This is a genomic window from Streptomyces sp. NPDC046900 (assembly GCF_040644975.1).
Classification (GTDB): domain Bacteria; phylum Actinomycetota; class Actinomycetes; order Streptomycetales; family Streptomycetaceae; genus Streptomyces.
This window is the reverse complement of the sequence record NZ_JBEYXD010000034.1, coordinates 14,319-31,509: the sequence shown is the minus strand read 5'-3', so window position 1 is coordinate 31,509 and position 17,191 is coordinate 14,319. Positions and strand designations below refer to the sequence as shown.

Sequence of the window (17,191 nt, the reverse complement as noted above, 5' to 3'; positions counted from 1 at the left end):
CTCAGCCGTCGTACGGATGCATCAAGAGTTGAAACCGGATTCCGCGAGGGGTGTGAGAACCCTTGACGTACCTACCCGTTGAGGTTTAACTCACGTCCTAAATTAAGCCATGAGGAGCTTCGGGGGCCGCACGTGTGCCGCTGCCGCAGCCTTCCTCTGGGTTTCGACTCCCGGAAAGGGACACCAGGAGCCATGCGCAGTATCCGAGCCGCGGCCGTAGGCGCCGTCACCTTGTCTCTCGCCCTTGCCGCCTCGGCCTGCGGAGGCGGTTCGTCGACGAACGGCGGGTCCAACGACTCGCCGAAGACGCTCACGTACTGGGCCTCCAACCAGGGCGCCAGCATCGAAGTCGACAAGAAGGTCCTCCAGCCCGAGCTCGACAAGTTCGAGAAGCAGACCGGGATCAAGGTCAAGCTGGAGGTCGTCCCCTGGTCGGACCTGCTGAACCGGATCCTCACCGCGACCACGTCCGGTCAGGGCCCCGACGTGCTGAACATCGGCAACACCTGGAGCGCCTCCCTGCAGGCCACCGGGGCGCTGCTGCCGTGGGACGCCAAGAACTTCGACAAGATCGGCGGAAAGGACCGCTTCGTCGACTCGGCGCTCGGCTCCACGGGCGCGCAGGGCAAGGACCCGGCCGCGGTACCGCTGTACTCGATGGCGTACGCGCTCTACTACAACAAGCAGATCTTCAGCGACGCCGGCATCTCCCAGCCCCCGGCCACCTGGAACGAGCTGGTCGCGGACGGCAAGAAGATCCAGCAGAAGGGCAAGCAGGTCCTCGGCGCCGAGGGCTCCAACGTCTCGGAGAACATCCACCACGTCTTCGTCTTCGCCAAGCAGCACGGCGCCGACTTCTTCACCGCGGACGGCAAGGCCGACTTCACGAGCGACGGAGTGGTCGCCGCGGTCAAGCAGTACGTCGATCTGATGGCCAAGGACAAGGTCATCCCGCAGGGCAACGCCGAGTACGCGCAGAACCAGTCGGTGAGCGACTTCGCCAAGGGCAAGACGGCGATCCTCCTGTGGCAGTCCGCCTCCGCCAACCTCAAGTCGCAGGGCATGAGCGAGGACGCGTACGGCATCGCCCCGGTGCCCGTGCAGTCCGGCGCCCCGGGGACGGGCACGAACGTCAACTCGATGGTGGCCGGAATCAACCTGGCTGTCTTCAAGAACTCGCACAACCTCGACGGCGCCACGCAGTTCGTGAAGTTCATGACCAGCGACGCGGAGCAGAAGATCCTCAACACCGCGTACAGCTCCATCCCGCCGGTCAAGAACGCCCAGTCGGACGCCGCGTTCAACAGCCCGGCGAACGCCGTGCTCAAGAACACCCTCGCCACCAGCGCCGCCGCACTGCCGCAGGTCGCCGACGAGTCCCAGTTCGAGACGACGGTCGGCACGGCCGTCAAGGGACTGTTCGCCGACGCCGCGGCCGGACGGCCGGTGACCACCGAGTCGGTGAAGGCGGCACTCCAGAAGGCCCAGCAGCAGATGCCGGCGAAGTGAGCGCGGACACAGCCATGACCACCACGACCGCCTCCGCCGAACCTGGCGAGCGGACGGTACGGAAGAGCTCCCCCGGTGCGGCGCGCGGCCCGCGCCGCACCGGGCGGATCCGCCGCATCGCACTGCCCTACCTGCTGCTCCTGCCCGCCCTGATCCTCGAACTCCTGGTCCATCTGGTGCCGATGGTGATCGGCATCGTGATGAGCTTCAAGGAGCTCACGCAGTTCTACATCCGCGACTGGGGCACCGCCCCCTGGTCGGGCCTGGACAACTACAAGGTCTCGGTGGACTTCAACGCCCCCGTGGGGGACGCGCTGCTCCACTCGTTCCTCGTCACCGTCGCCTTCACCCTCCTGTCGGTGGGGCTGTGCTGGCTGATCGGCACCGTGGCCGCGATCTACATGCAGGACGCCTTCCGCGGCCGCGGGCTGCTGCGGGCGCTCTTCCTCGTGCCGTACGCGCTGCCCGTCTACGCCGCCGTCATCACCTGGGTGTTCATGTTCCAGCACGACAACGGCCTGGTGAACCACGTCCTGCACGACCAGCTGCACCTCACGGACAAGCCGTCGTTCTGGCTCATCGGCGACAACAGCTTCATCGCCCTGCTCGTCGTGTCCGTCTGGAAGGGGTGGCCCTTCGCCTTCCTCATCGTCATGGCCGGTCTGCAGAACATCCCCAGGGAGCTGTACGAGGCGGCCGCCCTCGACGGCGCCGGGATGTGGCAGCAGATCCGCCGCATCACCCTGCCGTCGCTGCGCGCGGTCAACCAGGTGCTGATCCTGGTGCTGTTCCTGTGGACGTTCAACGACTTCAACACCCCGTTCGTCCTGTTCGGCAGGGCCGCGCCCGAGGCAGCGGACCTCATCTCGGTCCACATCTACCAAGCCTCGTTCGTCACCTGGAACTTCGGCACCGGCTCGGCCATGTCCGTGCTGCTGCTGCTCTTCCTGCTCGTCGTGACGGGCGTGTACCTGCTGCTGACCTCCCGAGGAAGGAAGACGGCCGATGTCTAGCACCATCCGGACACCGCGCCTGACGCGTACGCCCAGTGCGCCCCGGTCGCCGATGGCCCCGCCGCGCTCCTTCCTCTGGTCCCGGCGGATCTTCCTCACACTGCTCACCGGCTTCGTCCTGATACCGGTCTACGTGATGGTCTCCAGCTCCCTGAAGCCGCTCGCGGATGTGTCGGGGAAGTTCCGCTGGCTGCCGAGCGGCCTGACGATCCGCCCCTACATCGACATCTGGTCGACGGTCCCGCTGGCCAAGTACTTCATGAACTCGCTGATCGTGGCGGGTGCGGCGACCGTCTGCTCGGTGGTGATCGCGGTGTTCTCGGCGTACGCCGTCAGCCGCTACGACTTCCGGGGCAAGCGCGTCTTCACGGTCACCGTGCTGTCCACCCAGATGTTCCCGGGCATCCTCTTCCTGCTCCCGCTGTTCCTGCTGTACGTCAACATCGGCAACGCCACCGGCATCGCCCTGTTCGGCTCGCGCGGCGGGCTGATCCTGACGTATCTCACCTTCTCGCTGCCGTTCTCGATCTGGATGCTCATCGGGTATCTCGACTCGGTGCCGCGCGATCTGGACGAGGCGGCGCTGGTGGACGGCTGCGGACCGCTCGGCGCGCTCTTCCGGATCGTCGTGCCGGCCGCGATCCCCGGCATCGTCGCGGTCGCCGTCTACGCCTTCATGACCGCCTGGGGCGAGGTGCTCTTCGCCTCCGTGATGACCAACGACACCACCCGCACCCTCGCCGTCGGCCTGCAGGGCTACTCGACGCTGAACGACGTCTACTGGAACCAGATCATGGCCGCCTCGCTCGTCGTCAGCGTCCCCGTGGTCGCGGGCTTCCTGCTGCTGCAGCGCTACCTCGTCACCGGGCTCACCGCCGGAGCCGTGAAGTGACCGACACACCTATTCCTGAGAGGACTTCTGTGTCCGAACGCATCGACCTCGCCGCGCTCCCGCACGACTTCCTGTGGGGCACGGCCACATCGGCGTACCAGATCGAGGGGGCCGTCGACGAGGACGGCCGCTCGCCGTCGATCTGGGACACCTTCTCGCACACCCCGGGAAAGATCGCAGGTGACGACAACGGCGACGTCGCCTGCGACCACTACCACCGCTGGCGCGAGGACATCGGGTTGATGAAGCAACTCGGCACCAACGCCTACCGGCTGTCCATCGCCTGGCCCCGGGTGGTCCCCGGTGGCGACGGCCCGGTGAACCCCAAGGGGCTCGCCTTCTACGACGAGTTGGTCGACGCCCTGCTTGAGGCCGGCATCACCCCGTCGGTCACTCTGTACCACTGGGACCTGCCGCAGGTGCTCCAGGACCGGGGCGGCTGGCCCGAGCGGGAGACCGCCGAGCACTTCGCCGCCTACGCGTCGGTCGTCGCCGAACGGCTGGGCGACCGCGTCACCCACTGGGCGACGCTCAACGAACCGCTGTGCTCGGCCTGGATCGGACACCTCGAGGGCAAGATGGCCCCCGGTCTCACCGATCTGACCGCCGCCATCCGTGCTTCCTACCACCTGCTCCTCGGCCACGGCCTCGCCGTCCAGGCGATCCGCGCCGCCGCCCCGGACGCCCGGGTCGGCATCGTCAACAACCTGTCCACCGTGCACGCCGCCAGCGACAGCCCCGAGGACCAGGCCGCGGCCCACCGCATGGACGGTCATGTCAACCGCTGGTGGCTGGACCCGGTCCACGGCCGCGGCTTCCCGGAGGACATGCGCGAGGTCTACGGGGTCGAACTCCCCGAGCGTTCCGGCGACCTGGAGACGATCGCCGCACCGCTGGACTGGCTGGGCCTGAACTACTACTTCCCGGCCACTGTCGCCGACGACCCGGCCGGTCCGGCTCCCCGCGTCCGCTCGGTGCGCCGCTCCGGAGTGCCGCGCACCGGCATGGACTGGGAGATCGACGCGAGGGGCATCGAGACGTTGCTGCTGCGCCTCACCGACGACTACGGCGCCCGCAGGCTCTTCGTCACCGAGAACGGCTCCTCCTTCCCCGACGTCGTACGTCCCGACGGCACCGTGGACGACCCCGAACGCCAGGACTACCTGATCGGGCATCTCGCGGCCTGCGCCTCGGCGGCCCGCAAGGGCGCCCCGCTGGCCGGCTATTTCGCCTGGTCGCTGCTCGACAACTTCGAGTGGGCGTACGGCTACGACAAGCGGTTCGGCCTCGTCCATGTCGACTACCGCACCCAGGTCCGGACGATCAAGGGCACCGGGCACCGGTACGCGGACATCGTGCGCACCCACCAGCGCCGGGCCGACAAGGCCGCCTGAGCCGTGCTCGCCCGGGTGTGGCGCGCGTCCGCGCCACACCCGGGCAGCAGCGGTACTCAACGCCGGGTGCCCATCCGCGCCCTGAGCCGCGGGCCGGCACCCGGTCGTGGACCCGGAGGGCGTCAGTACCTTCAGTACCAGCCGTAGCCGCCCCAGACGTCGTCCCCGTGGCCGTGCTGGTGCTGTGCCCGGTGGGGGAGCCGTGGCGGGGGTGCTCACCATTGCCACTCCGCTGCTCGCCGCACCGGTCGGCAGCATGGTGCCGGCGATCAGCGCGACCCTGTTCCCCGCTCCGCGGTCGGATCCGTATCGGCCCCCGTACCACGGCCGGGGCCGCCGTGTGCCCCCGCTCACCACCGCGGAGGGGGATCCCGGTGGAATGTCACCGTTTCGTCGCAGTGTGATTCGTGCTACAACCAGGGCGGCTCGATGCCGGTCTATCACACGAAACCTGTTACTCAGGGGAGAGCACCCCGCTCGGGGCGCGCACGGATGACGAAAGGGCCGCCATGGGGGACATACGCAGACGGGGAGCCGTCGCACTGGGCATCACCGCATTGGTGACTCCGCTCACACTCGCACTCAGCGCCGCGCCCGCGGGTGCCGCGAGTTGCACCACGAGTACCGGCCCGTATCAGAAGCAGGTCGAGAAGTTCCTCGGCCGGCCGGTCGACGGCAAGCAGTCCGCCGCCGACTGCAAAGCCATCCAGGCCTTCCAGAACAAGCACGGCATCACCCCGACCATCGGCTACGCGGGTCCCGTCACCTGGGGCGTGATGGACCTCATGAACAAGCAGAAGGCCGTCGGGAAGAACCCCAACAAGGACGGGAAGTGCCCCGTCAACAAGGGCCGTATCGCGTGTGTGAACCTCACGCTCCAGCTCAGCTGGATCCAGGACGGCAGCCGGCTCGTCTACGGCCCGGTCCCGGTGCGCACCGGCCGCAACGGCTACGAGACCCGCACCGGACTGAAGAAGATCTACTGGCGGGACATCGACCATGTGTCGAGCGTTTACCACGTGCCCATGCCGTACAGCCAGTTCTTCGACGGCGGCCAGGCCTTCCACTCCGTCGGTCTCAGCATGTGGAACCCGCCGGGCTCCCACGGCTGCGTCAACATGACCACGACGGACGCCAAGAAGTACTGGTCGCTGCTCAAGGTCGGCGACGACGTGTTCGTGTACGGCCGCAAGCCGGGCACCTGATTTGAAGGCTCCCCTCCCTGAAGGGAGGGGATTCTCCACCCTCCAGGGTTGAGCGGGGATGTACGGCTCAGGCTGCCACCGGAGCCAGCGGCTCAGGTGGTCTCACGCCCTCGACACCGTCCGGGTTCCAACCTGCCCGGACCAGCATCACGCGGGCGGAGTTCTTGTCCCTGGGGGACACGGCTCCGCACACGGTGCAGGCATACGTTCTCATCGAGAGAGGGAGTGCGTGCTTGGTTCTCGCCCCGCACGTTGCGCAGTCCATCGTGGTGTGCGCCGGGTGCACGAGACGGACGTCCCGTGCGTGCTTGCGGCCCATCTCGACCGGGGCACGCTTCGTCGCCGCGATGGCCGCGTCGGCCGCCTTGCGGGCCATGGTGGTCTTCGCGAGGAACTTCGGCCTGAAGTCCTCCACCGCCACTCCGTCATGATCGCGCATGACGGCCTTGGCCCACTTGCGGCCGGTGTCCTCCCGCTGCCGCGCGATCTTCCTGTGCAGCTTCGCTGCCTGTGCCTGCGCCTTCCGGTAGCCGGTGGATGCACGCTGTCCTTTCGGTCGCCGGCGCCGGGCCATCATCCGCTGGTACTTCGCGAGCCGCTGAGCGGACCGCTTGCCGTGTTCGGCATGCGGAAGGTCGTAGGCGTCGTCGGTGGTGGTCGCGGTCTCCTTCACACCCCAGTCCACCCCGAGCACCCGCCCCGTGAGGGCAAGCGGTTCGCTCTGCGCGGGGGCGACGAAGGACACATACCAGTGCCCGAGCGTGTCCCGGTACACGCGCACACTCGACGGGTCGGCCGGAAGAGCCCGCGACCACACCACGCTCAGCACGATCTGGCCCGCAAGGTGCAGACGACCGTCCTTCAGACGGAAACCCCGCTTCGTGTAGTTCAGGCTCGGCCTGGCCTCCCGCTTCCGCTTGAAGCGGGGCATCCCCGCCCGGCGGTGCTGCGCAAGCCCGTCCTTGACGTCCTTCAACGCCTTCGCCTTCGACCTGGCGAAGTCCCGAATCACCTGCTGCTGCGGCACCGAGGCACCCTCGGCCAGCCACGGCATCACCCGACGCGCCTCAGTCAGCATCCTGTCCAACTGCGCCGGACCACACGTCAGCTTCTCGCCGGACTCCTTGCTCTGCCGGTGGACCTGCTTGGACTTGGCCACGCATTCATTCCAGAGCCACCGGCAGCGATCCCACTCGGCTTCGAGTGCGCGCCGGGCTGTCTTCGACAGGCGTACACGGAAGGTGTACCGGGCATGCCCGGTGTCCTTCGTGGTCGCTTCTGTCGTCATGCATCCGAACCTACCTGGGAGGACTGACAGTTGAGAGTTCTTGACCGTTGTGGGCGGCATCACGGCCGTGCGGGGTGGACGCCGGATCGCCCTGACGGCGATCCGGCTGTCCCTGCCCTGCTCCGCAGGAGTCCGATTCCTCCCCGGCCTGAAGGCCGGGGCATCCTCGGAGAAAGCCGGTGAACCCGCGGCCCGGTCGTCCTCGTGCACGGCCGGGCCACGTACAACCCACGTGGGTGCGTCCCTGTTCCCTCCTGAGAAGTGATCAGCTTCACGGCCCGGAATGCCAGGAGATGCCTGATTACTCACAGCGCCTTCACGCCGGGCCCCGTATGCTTCACGGCATGTCCACCACTCCCCAACCTGCGGCGGAACGCTCCGCCGACGAGGTGAACGAGGAGATCCGGGCCTTGTGGTTCCGGAGCGGCGGGACGCTGAGCATGGAGGAGCGGCGGGAGTACGAGCGGCTCGTCAAGGAATGGGCCGCGGCGTCGCCGGACCCGACGCAAGCGGCGTGAGGGCCCGCCCGGTCGCTGCGTGAAGCTCCCCGCTTCGGAAGACCGACGGCTCGGCAGATCCGCTGCTCTCCCCGTTTCCCTCGATACCCGCCGTTCTCAACAGCAACGGCCCTAGCACGCCGTCCGACGCCGCTCAGGCACGGGCGCCGGCGCTGCGCACCCGTGCCTGAGGAGCCTCAGCCCCAAGTGCCGGAGTAGGCGCGGCGGTAGGCGTTGCGCTCCTGTTCCGTGCGGATGTAGCGGGTGGCGACCAGGGCGACGAGGCTGCCCGCGATGACGAGAAGGCCCGGCCCGACGTTCCGCGGGTCGGTGAGCCGTGCCACGAAGCCGTCGGAGGCACCGGTGACCCCGACCCCCTGGACCGCGCCGGGAGCCGCCGGGCCGGGAGCCGCCGAGCCGGGCACGATGGCCGCACCCTGCGCGGGCGAGGCGGACGGCGCGGGACCTCCCGAGGTCTGGGCGCCCGCACTCGCCGACGCCGGCGACTGCCCGGTGAGCTGCACACCCAGCGCCGCCATCGCCTGCGTCACCGGCTGGAAGAACGTCGTACCGCCCGACCGGCAGTCCCCGCTGCCGCCCGACGTGACCCCGAGCGCGATGCCCTCGGAGAACAACGGGCCGCCGCTGTCTCCCGGTTCGGCGCACACCGTGGTCTGGATGAGGCCGGTGACCGTACCCTCGGGATAGTTGACCGTGGCGCCCAGCGCGGTGACCTCGCCCTCGCGCAGACCGCTGGTACTGCCGCTGCGGAAGACCTTCTGCCCGACGACCGGGTCCCCGGACGCCGTGATGCGCACACCGCGACCGCCGCCGATGGCCACCACGTTCTCGCCGGGGGTCTCCTGACCGTTCTCGTACCGGATGAGGGAGAAGTCTCCGTTGCCCGGGAACTCCGATGTCACCGTCCGGCCCAGCTGCGTGCGGCCCGTGTTGTCGGAGAACCAGAGCGTGCCGCCGGGCCCGCAGTGTCCGGCGGTGAGGATGAACTTGCTCTGGCCGTTGGTCACATTGAAGCCGGCCGAACAGCGGCCACTGGTCGAGAAGATGGGCTGCGCGCCGTTCACCCGGGTGGTGAATCTGCCCTGGGTGCGCTCCATGTGCACGAAGTCGCCGATGCCGTCGGCGAGTCGGGTCATCCGGGACCAGTCTGAGGCGGAGACGCTGCTGTCGGCCTCCACCACGACCTTGTTGGTCCGGTAGTCCACAGCCCAGGCGGTGCCGGCCACCCTGGGCGCCGAACTCAGCTCCTGCGTGGCTGACTTGAGCTGGTCCATACTGTGGCCGACCATCTTCGCCCGGGCCCCGGCCGCCGTGACGCGAGAGGCCGCGGCACGGTCGGTCACGGCCACGACGGGTGTGCCGTCGGAGGCCACCCAGCTGCCCGCTGTGCGCGAGGTGCCGAGCCCTGCCAGCAGTTCGGCACCCGTCCGTGAGGCGACCTGCACCGATGTGCTGTCGGGAGTCTGCGCGCCGGACGGTTCGGCGGCCAGAGCCTGGGTGACCATCAGTCCTCCCAGGAGCACTCCGCCGGCCGCCGCGATGCGTGCCCCCCGCCGGACCATCCGTCGTCGTGCATGCCTCATCCATGGCTCCCGAACTGCGAACGCACGGCGTCACCACCGCGGGGCACTCCGGTCGTCGAGCGCCTCCACTCCATACGTGCGGCCGCGCCGGGGTGTTCAGCGAGGAGCCGTGGAACTCACCCTGTGGGCGATGCCGAGAACGGCCCCAGCAGCACGCCGCTGCGCTCGTCGCCCCACATCGAGTCCCCCTCCACGTACGGCCGCAACAGCGCGGCGTGGGATCACCTCGTCCGTTCAGCTCGTCCGAGGCGATCTTCCGGGTGATCCCGGCGAGGAAGTCGGCGAGTTGCACCCACGGGTCCAGCCGTGAGCCGGCATGCGGCAGTACCTCGGCTCCGGCGAACTTCGGCGGCAGGTCGCCCGGTTCTGGGCGCTCGAGCGGCCGGTCGGTGCGATCTGCCACGGCGTCCTGGTCCTTGCGCGGACGCCTGACGGCGGAACCGGACGCAGCGTGCTGGCCGGCCGCCGTACGACCTGTCTGCCGAAGTACATGGAGCGCACCGCGTACCTCACCACAGCCTGGCGTCTTGGCCGCTACTACCGCACGTACCCGGCGTACGTGGAGTACGAGGTGCGCTCGGCGCTCACCGGGCCGGGGGCCCGGTTCGAGCGCGGGCCCCGCGTGCTCACCCGACGCGGCACCGCCACCGACGACAGCCATGCGTTCGTGCCTCTCCGCCCGCTGGCCGGGTGACGCTTATCTCTTCGCACGGCGGTTCCTGGCCCTTCTGGCCAGGTGAGCGCCCCTGCCCGGATCTACTCGCGAGTAACTTTCTACCGGGGAGTAACTTCTCGGTGGTCTGTCGTCCACTCTTGGACGTGAACATGTCGAGCGCGACGGCGGTCGAGGAACTGCCGCCGATCTGAAGCGAGTTGGACGCGAGAGAAGGGACCGGCATGACAAGACCGGGTGTGGGGCGCCGGATCGGCGCGGTATCGGCGGTCGTGGCGCTGAGTATCGGCGGCACGGTCGCCGCCGCGCAGACGGCTTCGGCGGCTCCTGTCAAGACCACCGTGAGCGTGACGGCGGCACAGGCCTCCGCCGTCGACTACGCCACCTGGCAGGCGGACGTGAAGTCCGTCATCGACCAGGCGCGGCCGTACGTCCAGCAGCGCACCGCGAACGCCGCCGGGCAGAGGCTCGCGATCGTCTTCGACATCGACAACACCACGCTGGAGACGTACTTCCACCCCTGGTACCAGCTGCCCACCCCGGCGGTGAAGCCTTCGCTGGACCTGGCCAAGTACGCCAAGTCCCGCGGCGTCTCCGTCTTCTTCGTCACCGCGCGCCCCGGCATCATCGAGGAGCTCACCGAGTGGAACCTCAAGACCGTGGGCTACCCGGTCGACGGGCTGTACGTGCGTGACCTGCCGGACCTGTTCGACGAGGTCAGCGCGTACAAGACCGCCAAGCGCGCGGAGATCGAGGCGACGGGCTACACGATCATCGCCAACGTCGGCAACAACGACAGCGACCTGGTCGGCGGCCACGCCGAGCGCACCTTCAAGCTGCCCGACTACGGCGGCCGGCTCTCCTGACGCTGCTCTTCGCGTATCCCGGCGCCGGTACGGCCGTACACCCGTACCGGCGCCCCGTACGATGCCGTGCCGGGCCGCGAGGTGCCTAGACTTGCGGCCCATGGACGATGCCTCCCTGGACCGGCTCGCGACGGGCAAATATCTGCTGATCACCAGTTACCGCAAGAACGGCACCGGGGTCGCCACCCCGGTCTGGGTGGTGCGGGACGGTGACGCGCTCGGTGTGTGGACCACCGCGGACTCCTGGAAGGTCAAGCGGATCCGGGCCCGCGCCGATGTCCTCGTGGGGCCCTGCGACGTGCGCGGCAATCCGACCGGCGATCAGGTCCCGGCCACCGCCGAGTTGACCGACGCCCCCGCCACGGCCCGCTACCGGCAGCTGATCGCGCGCAAGTACGGCATCCTCGGCCGCCTCACCCTCCTGGGCAGCCGGCTGCGGAGGGGTGAGCAGGGGACGGTCGGTATCCGGGTGACGCCGACATCCTGACACCACCCGGCTGAGCGGGCGTCGCGACGATCACCGGCGCCCATTGACCTCGCTGGTTCCTCCACCTAATGTCTGTCTACATGGGTAGACGGCATCTGCATGTGAGGACGATATGAGCCAACCGGTCGTCACCTCGTTCTCCGTGTACCCGGTCGCCGGCCGGGACTCCATGGCACTCAACCTCTCCGGCGCCCACGGCCCCTACTTCACCCGCAACGTCGTTGTCGTCGAGGACTCCGAAGGGCGTACCGGACTGGGCGAGGTCCCCGGCGGGGAAGGGATCACGCGCACCCTGCGCGAGGCCGAACCGCTGGTCGTCGGCGCGCGTGTGGGCGATTACCGACGCGTCCTGCGCGCGATGGGCGACCGGTTCGCCGACCGGGATTCCGGCGGCCGCGGCGAGCAGACCTTCGACCGGCGCACGACGGTGCACGCGGTCACCGCCGTCGAGTCGGCGCTGCTCGACCTCCTCGGGCAGCATCTGGAGGTGCCCGTCGCCGCTCTGCTGGGCGACGGCAAGCAGCGCGACTCCGTCCGCGTCCTCGGCTACCTCTTCTACGTCGGCGACCCCGACCGCACGGACCTGGAATACGTCCGCGAACCCGACGCCTCCGTGGACTGGTACCGGATCCGCCGCGAGGAGGCGCTCACCCCCGAGGCGATCGTCCGGCAGGCCGAGGCCACCCAGGACCACTACGGATTCAGGGACTTCAAACTCAAGGGCGGTGTCCTGCCGGGCGGGGAGGAGGCCGAGGCGGTCCGCGCGCTCAAGAAGCGCTTTCCCGACGCCCGGATCACCCTCGACCCGAACGGCGCGTGGTCCCTGCGGGAGGCCGTCGAGCTGTGCCGCCCACTCGTCGGCACCCTCGCCTACGCCGAAGACCCCTGCGGGCCCGAGGGCGGCTACTCCGGCCGGGAGATCCTCGCGGAGTTCCGCCGGGCCACGGGGCTGCCCACGGCCACCAACATGATCGCGACCGACTGGCGTCAGCTCACCCACGCGCTGGCGCTCCAGTCCGTCTCCATCCCGCTCGCCGATCCGCACTTCTGGACCATGCAGGGGTCGGTGAGAGTGGCCCAGTTGTGCAACGCCATGGGGCTGACGTGGGGTTGCCACTCCAACAACCACTTCGACATCTCCCTGGCCATGATGGCCCATTGCGGAGCCGCCGCCCCCGGCGAGTACAACGCGCTGGACACACACTGGATCTGGCAGGAGGGGCTGGAGCGCCTCACCGCCGAGCCGCCGCGGATCACCGGCGGCGAGGTCGCCGTTACCGACACACCCGGCCTCGGTGTGCGGCTCGACCGGGACCAGCTCATGGCCGCCCACGACCTCTACCTGCGCAAGGCGCCGCCGGACCGCGACGACGCCGTGAGCATGCAGTACCTCGTCCAGGGATGGGCCTTCGACAGCAAGCGGCCCTGCCTGGTGCGGCCGTAGCCCGCACGGCACGGTCCCTCGCGCCCGGCGGAGAACGCGGCATCCGCCCGGTCGCGGGCGGTCTGGCCGACTATGCTGACCGAATGTTCGTTCGGCACCTGAGGTGGTGAGTGGGATGTCATCTGCGCAGGACTCCGCGGCGGAGGCCATGTTCGCCGAGGACAAGGCCTCGCGGCGGCTCGGCATCGAGCTGCTGGAGCACGGCCGCGGGACCGCTGTGCTGCGCATGACCGTGACATCGGACATGGTCAACGGTCACGGGATCGCCCACGGCGGCTATCTCTTCCTCCTCGCGGACACCGCCTTCGCCTGTGCCTGCAACAGCCACGGCCCCGTGACGGTCGCCGCCGCGGCCGACATCGACTTCGTGGCCCCGGCCCACGAGGGCGATGTGCTCGTCGCCACGGCGCGCGAACGCACCCGGTTCGGGCGCAGCGGCATCTACGACGTCAGCGTCCTGCGCGGTGACGAGCTGATCGCCGAGTTCCGCGGCCGCAGCCGCAGTCTGCGCACGGTGCCGGCCCCCGGGCCGACGGGGGAGTGAGGCCCGCAACGGCTCCCTGTGCATCGCGCACCGGCGACGCCGTAGGATCCGACGGCCCGTCACGCACCCGTGGTAGGAACAGGCGGTGCCGAGCTCCGTCCCTGCACCTCCGCCCACTCCCGGAGTTCGTTCTCGCCGACCTCCTCGATCGTCGCCTGCAGCGCCGTCCGTGCCGCCGTGTCGCGCTCGGCTTCGGGGAGCAGCAGATAGCGGTCGACGGACCGGCGCAGGCTCTGGCCGGACTGGGACGCCAGCACCCAGCGGGGAGCGGGGTTGAAAAGCTGGCGCATACCGGTGAAGAAGACGGCGCTGCCCGCGATGAGGGCGGTCAGCCACGCGGGTGCGTGCAGGCCGGCCGCGACGACCGTGGACGACGTGGCGACGAGGGCCCCGATCTCCGTGGCGTAGTGCTCCCGCCTGGCGCGGTCGCGTTGCCTGCCGTAGAACGCCAAGTCCCGCCGGGCCAGGGCCAGTAGGGGGTCCGGCTGCGAGGTCCAGCCCTCGTCGCGGCGTGCCTGTCGTCTCATCACACCATCATCCAGGTTCGGCCCGGCGCCGGGGAAGACGAGCGGTGATCTTCCAGCGGATCCTCGCCGATGGCACACCGCGGGCGGGCCGCCGCAGTGCCGGTCAGCGGTGGTGACCCCCGGGCGCCCCGGTGTGATCGTGCTGTCCGCCGTGCTCGTGGTGGTCGGGCGCGCCGCCCATCGTCCGCAGCATGGCCGGGCCGCCGGTGCGCAGGAACCGCACCACCAGGACCGCGGCCAGGAGCAGGAACGCGATGTTGAGCCAGGTCGTGTAGTCCCAGGTGACCCCCTCCTCGGGGATCCTGGCGTCGGCCTGGTCGGGGATCAGGCCGAGACCGCCGAAGAGGAACTCCACCCCGAACCCGGCGACCACCATCGCTGCGTAGAAGGTGCCGAGGAGGAACGCGGCCATGCGCGCTCCATAGTACTTCCGGTAGATGTTCAGGATCGGCAGGATGACCAGGTCCGCGTAGATGAACGCGATCACGCCGCCGAAGCTGATGCCGCCCTTCCACAGCACCACCGCCAGCGGCACGTTGCCGATAGAGCAGACGAACGTGGCGATCGCGACCAGCGGTCCGACGAGCGGCCCGATCACCCGGGCCGCAGTGGGGTGGTCGGCCAGGAAGAACGTACGCCAGAAATCGTCCGGCACCCATGCGGCGATCGCGCCCGCGATCAGCAGCCCCGCCACCAGATCGCGCAGGATCGCCGCCCACTCCATGGCGAAGATGTGCGACACGGACGTCAGGCCGTCGCGCGAGAGCAGCCGGCGCAGGAAGCCGCCCTCGCCGCCCACCGACATGTCCATCGCCGCGTGCCCCTCCATCGAACCGGCCAGCCCCCGCTCGGCCTGCTCCCGGGCCTCACGCAGCAGCCGGTCGCGCAGCAGCACACGGAAGAGGACGGCGAGGACCACGATCATCACCGGTCCGCCGACGAACTCGGCGACGGTGAACTGCCAGCCCATCAACAGGGCCAGGATCACGCCCAGTTCGACCACGAGATTGGTCGAGGCGATCTCGAAGGCCATCGCCGCGGTGAAGTTCGCCCCCTTGCGGAACAGGGAGCGCGCCAGTGCCACAGCCGCGTAGGAGCACGAGGACGAGGCGGCGCCGAGTCCGGAGGCCAGCGCGAGCGTGCGCGGCCGGTCGTCGCCCAGCAGCCGTACGACCGTCGACCGGCGCACCACCGCCTGCACCACCGCGGACAGGGTGAAACCGAGGATCAGCGCCCAGGTGATCTCCCAGGTCATCGACCCGGTGATGAACAGTGCGTGCCCGATCGCATGCCACATGGGGTGCCCTTCGCCATGGCGGTCCGGTACGCGGACATACTGCACCCCCAGGGGGTATCGGGAAACGCTCCGAAACGGACTCCGGGCGGGCGGATCGTGCGACGGCTGGGGGATTCCGTTGAAGGCTCCCCTCCCTGAAGGGAGGGGATTCTCCACCCTCCAGGGCTGCGTGGGGATTCACGGCTCAGGCCGCCTCTTGGTCCGGCGGACCAGGAGGTCTTACGCCCTCGGCACCGTCCGGGTTCCAACCTGCCCGGACCAGCATCACACGGGCGGAGTTCTTGTCCCTGGGGACACGGCTCCGCACACGGTGCAGGCATAGGTTCTCATCGAGAGAGGGAGTGCGTGCTTGGTTCTCGCCCCGCACGTTGCGCAGTCCATCGTGGTGTGCGCCGGGTGCACGAGGCGGACGTCCCGTGCGTGCATGCGCCCCATCTCGACCAGAGCGCGTCTGGTGGCGGCGATGGCGGCATCGGCCGCCTTGCGGGCCATCGTGGTTTTCGCGAGGAACTTCGGGCGGAAGTCCTCCACCGCCACCCCATCATGATCACGCATCACCGCTTTGGCCCACTTGCGGCCGGTGTCCTCCCGCTGCCGCGCGATCTTCTTGTGCAGCTTCGCTGCCTGGGCCTGCGCCTTCCGGTAGCCGGCGGATGCGGGCCGGCCCTTCGGACGCCGACGCCGGGCCATCATCCGCTGGTACTTCGCGAGCCGCTGAGCGGACCGCTTGCCGTGCTCGGCATGCGGGAGATCGTAGGCGTCATCCGTGGTGGCGGCCGTCTCCTCACACCCCAGTCCACCCCGAGCACCCGCCCCGTGAGGGCAAGCGGTTCGCTCCGCGCGGGGGCGACGAAGGAGGCGTACCAGTGCCCGAGCGTGTCCTGGTACACGCGCACACTCGACGGGTCAGCCGGAAGAGCCCGCGACCACACCACGCTCACCACGATCTGGCCCGCAAGGTGCAGACGACCGTCCTTCAGACGGAAACCCCGCCGCGTGTAGTTCAGGCTCGGGCGGCTGTCCCGCTTCCGCTTGAAGCGGGGCATCCCCGCCCGACGGTGCACCGGAAGCCGGTCCTTGACGTCCTTCAACGCCTTCGCCCGCGACCTGGCGAAGTCCCGAATCACCTGCTGCTGCGGCACCGACGCACCCTCAGCCAGCCACGGCATCACCCGACGCGCCTCAGTCAGCATCCTGTCCAACTGCGCCGGACCACACGTCAGCTTCTCACCGGACTCCTTGCTCTGCCGGTGGACCTGCTTGGACTTGGCCACGCACTCGTTCCAGAGCCACCGGCAGCGGTCCCACTCCGCTTCAAGCGCGCGCCGCGCGGTAGCCGACAGGCGCACACGAAAGGAGTACCGGGCATGCCCGGCCCCCTCCGTGGTCGCGTCTGTCGTCATGCATCCGAACCTATATGGGAGGACTGACACTTGAGACCTCTTGATCGCCACGGGCTCGCTCACCTCGTCGCAGGTGGACGGTCCTTCGCCCGGGAGGCGAAACCCCTATTTCCTGCCCTGCTCCGCAGGAGACCGATTCCTCCCCCGCCTGAAGGCCGGGGCATCCTCGGAGGAACCCGGTGAAGCGGAGGACCACCACTGCGTTGGTCAGAGCCGTCACCCCTGCCAGAGTGACCTGCTTCGTCCCGCGTTCTGCGAGGAAGTTACACAAGGCGTCGTCGAGGCGGCCGGCCGCCGAGGCCGCCCATCGGCGCTCGGCCTTCGGCACAGAAACCGACCGCACGAGCCCGTCGTCACGGGTCAGCGCGAACTCGACGCGCTCTGAAGGTAGCGGGCGTCGAGGCGTGGCGGATAGCGTTGGTGACCATCTCCCTGACGATCAGCACCGTCCCGAGCTAGACGCCCTCTCCTGGACCCCATGTGTCCCGTTGGCACTGCCCAAGGGCCCACGCGGTGCCGACGACGGCGACGTCACTCGCGAAAGCCCA

At 69.2% G+C, this 17,191-nt stretch carries 15 protein-coding genes and 2 pseudogenes; 11 read left to right on the top strand and 6 right to left on the bottom strand.

Going from position 1 to position 17,191, the window contains the following annotated elements; genetic code table 11:
• Positions 1-192: 192 nt before the first annotated feature.
• From ABZ904_RS28110 to ABZ904_RS28090, 5 genes are all read left to right on the top strand, one after another.
• A complete protein-coding gene (locus ABZ904_RS28110; RefSeq protein ID WP_359404610.1) occupies positions 193-1,509 on the top strand; it encodes a sugar ABC transporter substrate-binding protein in 1,317 nt (438 codons plus the stop codon).
• 14 nt (positions 1,510-1,523) lie between these two features.
• Positions 1,524-2,522: a sugar ABC transporter permease gene (locus tag ABZ904_RS28105; RefSeq protein WP_361826148.1), complete on the top strand. Its 999-nt coding sequence runs from the start codon at positions 1,524-1,526 to the stop codon at positions 2,520-2,522.
• Between the two features lie 52 nt (positions 2,523-2,574).
• Positions 2,575-3,414: a carbohydrate ABC transporter permease gene (locus tag ABZ904_RS28100; protein ID WP_359404651.1), complete on the top strand. Its 840-nt coding sequence runs from the start codon at positions 2,575-2,577 to the stop codon at positions 3,412-3,414.
• Positions 3,415-3,443: 29 nt separating this feature from the next.
• The gene (locus ABZ904_RS28095; protein ID WP_361826145.1) at positions 3,444-4,808 is read left to right on the top strand and encodes a GH1 family beta-glucosidase; all 1,365 of its coding nucleotides are present in this window, start codon (positions 3,444-3,446) and stop codon (positions 4,806-4,808) included.
• 509 nt (positions 4,809-5,317) lie between these two features.
• On the top strand, positions 5,318-6,013 hold the full coding sequence (locus tag ABZ904_RS28090) for a L,D-transpeptidase (protein ID WP_360993522.1): 696 nt from the start codon (positions 5,318-5,320) through the stop codon (positions 6,011-6,013).
• Between the two features lie 67 nt (positions 6,014-6,080).
• On the opposite strand, the gene ABZ904_RS28085 is transcribed toward ABZ904_RS28090, so the two are convergent.
• Positions 6,081-7,301, bottom strand: a complete 1,221-nt coding sequence (locus tag ABZ904_RS28085; protein WP_361826141.1) for a transposase — start codon at positions 7,299-7,301, stop codon at positions 6,081-6,083.
• Between the two features lie 332 nt (positions 7,302-7,633).
• Here ABZ904_RS28085 and ABZ904_RS28080 point away from each other — a divergent pair, with 332 nt between their 5' ends.
• Positions 7,634-7,819, top strand: a complete 186-nt coding sequence (locus tag ABZ904_RS28080) for a hypothetical protein (RefSeq protein WP_359404622.1) — start codon at positions 7,634-7,636, stop codon at positions 7,817-7,819.
• Between the two features lie 176 nt (positions 7,820-7,995).
• Here the strand turns inward: ABZ904_RS28080 and ABZ904_RS28075 are convergent, their stop codons facing one another.
• Complete coding sequence (locus ABZ904_RS28075; RefSeq protein ID WP_360993516.1) at positions 7,996-9,402, bottom strand: S1 family peptidase; 1,407 nt, start codon at positions 9,400-9,402, stop codon at positions 7,996-7,998.
• 116 nt (positions 9,403-9,518) lie between these two features.
• Positions 9,519-9,712, bottom strand: a pseudogene (locus ABZ904_RS28070) (hypothetical protein); the annotation flags it as partial.
• A 6-nt stretch (positions 9,713-9,718) separates the two neighbouring features.
• Here ABZ904_RS28070 and ABZ904_RS28065 point away from each other — a divergent pair.
• From ABZ904_RS28065 to paaI, 5 genes are all read left to right on the top strand, one after another.
• Positions 9,719-10,096 carry a type 1 glutamine amidotransferase domain-containing protein gene (locus tag ABZ904_RS28065; RefSeq protein WP_361826138.1) on the top strand — a complete coding sequence of 126 codons (378 nt, stop codon included), beginning with the start codon at positions 9,719-9,721 and terminating at the stop codon, positions 10,094-10,096.
• Positions 10,097-10,299: 203 nt separating this feature from the next.
• Positions 10,300-10,941, top strand: coding sequence for an HAD family acid phosphatase (locus ABZ904_RS28060; RefSeq protein WP_361826135.1), 642 nt, complete (start codon positions 10,300-10,302; stop codon positions 10,939-10,941).
• A gap of 100 nt (positions 10,942-11,041) precedes the next feature.
• Positions 11,042-11,428 carry a PPOX class F420-dependent oxidoreductase gene (locus ABZ904_RS28055; protein WP_361826132.1) on the top strand — a complete coding sequence of 129 codons (387 nt, stop codon included), beginning with the start codon at positions 11,042-11,044 and terminating at the stop codon, positions 11,426-11,428.
• A 112-nt stretch (positions 11,429-11,540) separates the two neighbouring features.
• Positions 11,541-12,872, top strand: a complete 1,332-nt coding sequence (locus tag ABZ904_RS28050; RefSeq protein ID WP_361826129.1) for an enolase C-terminal domain-like protein — start codon at positions 11,541-11,543, stop codon at positions 12,870-12,872.
• Positions 12,873-12,987: 115 nt separating this feature from the next.
• The gene (paaI, locus tag ABZ904_RS28045) at positions 12,988-13,416 is read left to right on the top strand and encodes a hydroxyphenylacetyl-CoA thioesterase PaaI (protein WP_361826126.1); all 429 of its coding nucleotides are present in this window, start codon (positions 12,988-12,990) and stop codon (positions 13,414-13,416) included.
• Positions 13,417-13,475: 59 nt separating this feature from the next.
• Here the strand turns inward: paaI and ABZ904_RS28040 are convergent, their stop codons facing one another.
• The 3 genes and pseudogenes from ABZ904_RS28040 to ABZ904_RS28030 all read right to left on the bottom strand — a co-directional run bounded on the left by ABZ904_RS28040 (position 13,476) and on the right by ABZ904_RS28030 (position 16,643).
• Entirely contained in the window at positions 13,476-13,943 is a 468-nt protein-coding gene (locus ABZ904_RS28040; protein ID WP_360993498.1) for an SLATT domain-containing protein, read from the bottom strand.
• A gap of 103 nt (positions 13,944-14,046) precedes the next feature.
• Positions 14,047-15,240 carry a permease gene (locus ABZ904_RS28035; RefSeq protein ID WP_360993495.1) on the bottom strand — a complete coding sequence of 398 codons (1,194 nt, stop codon included), beginning with the start codon at positions 15,238-15,240 and terminating at the stop codon, positions 14,047-14,049.
• A gap of 184 nt (positions 15,241-15,424) precedes the next feature.
• Positions 15,425-16,643: pseudogene (locus ABZ904_RS28030) on the bottom strand (transposase).
• Between the last annotated feature and the right edge of the window lie 548 nt (positions 16,644-17,191).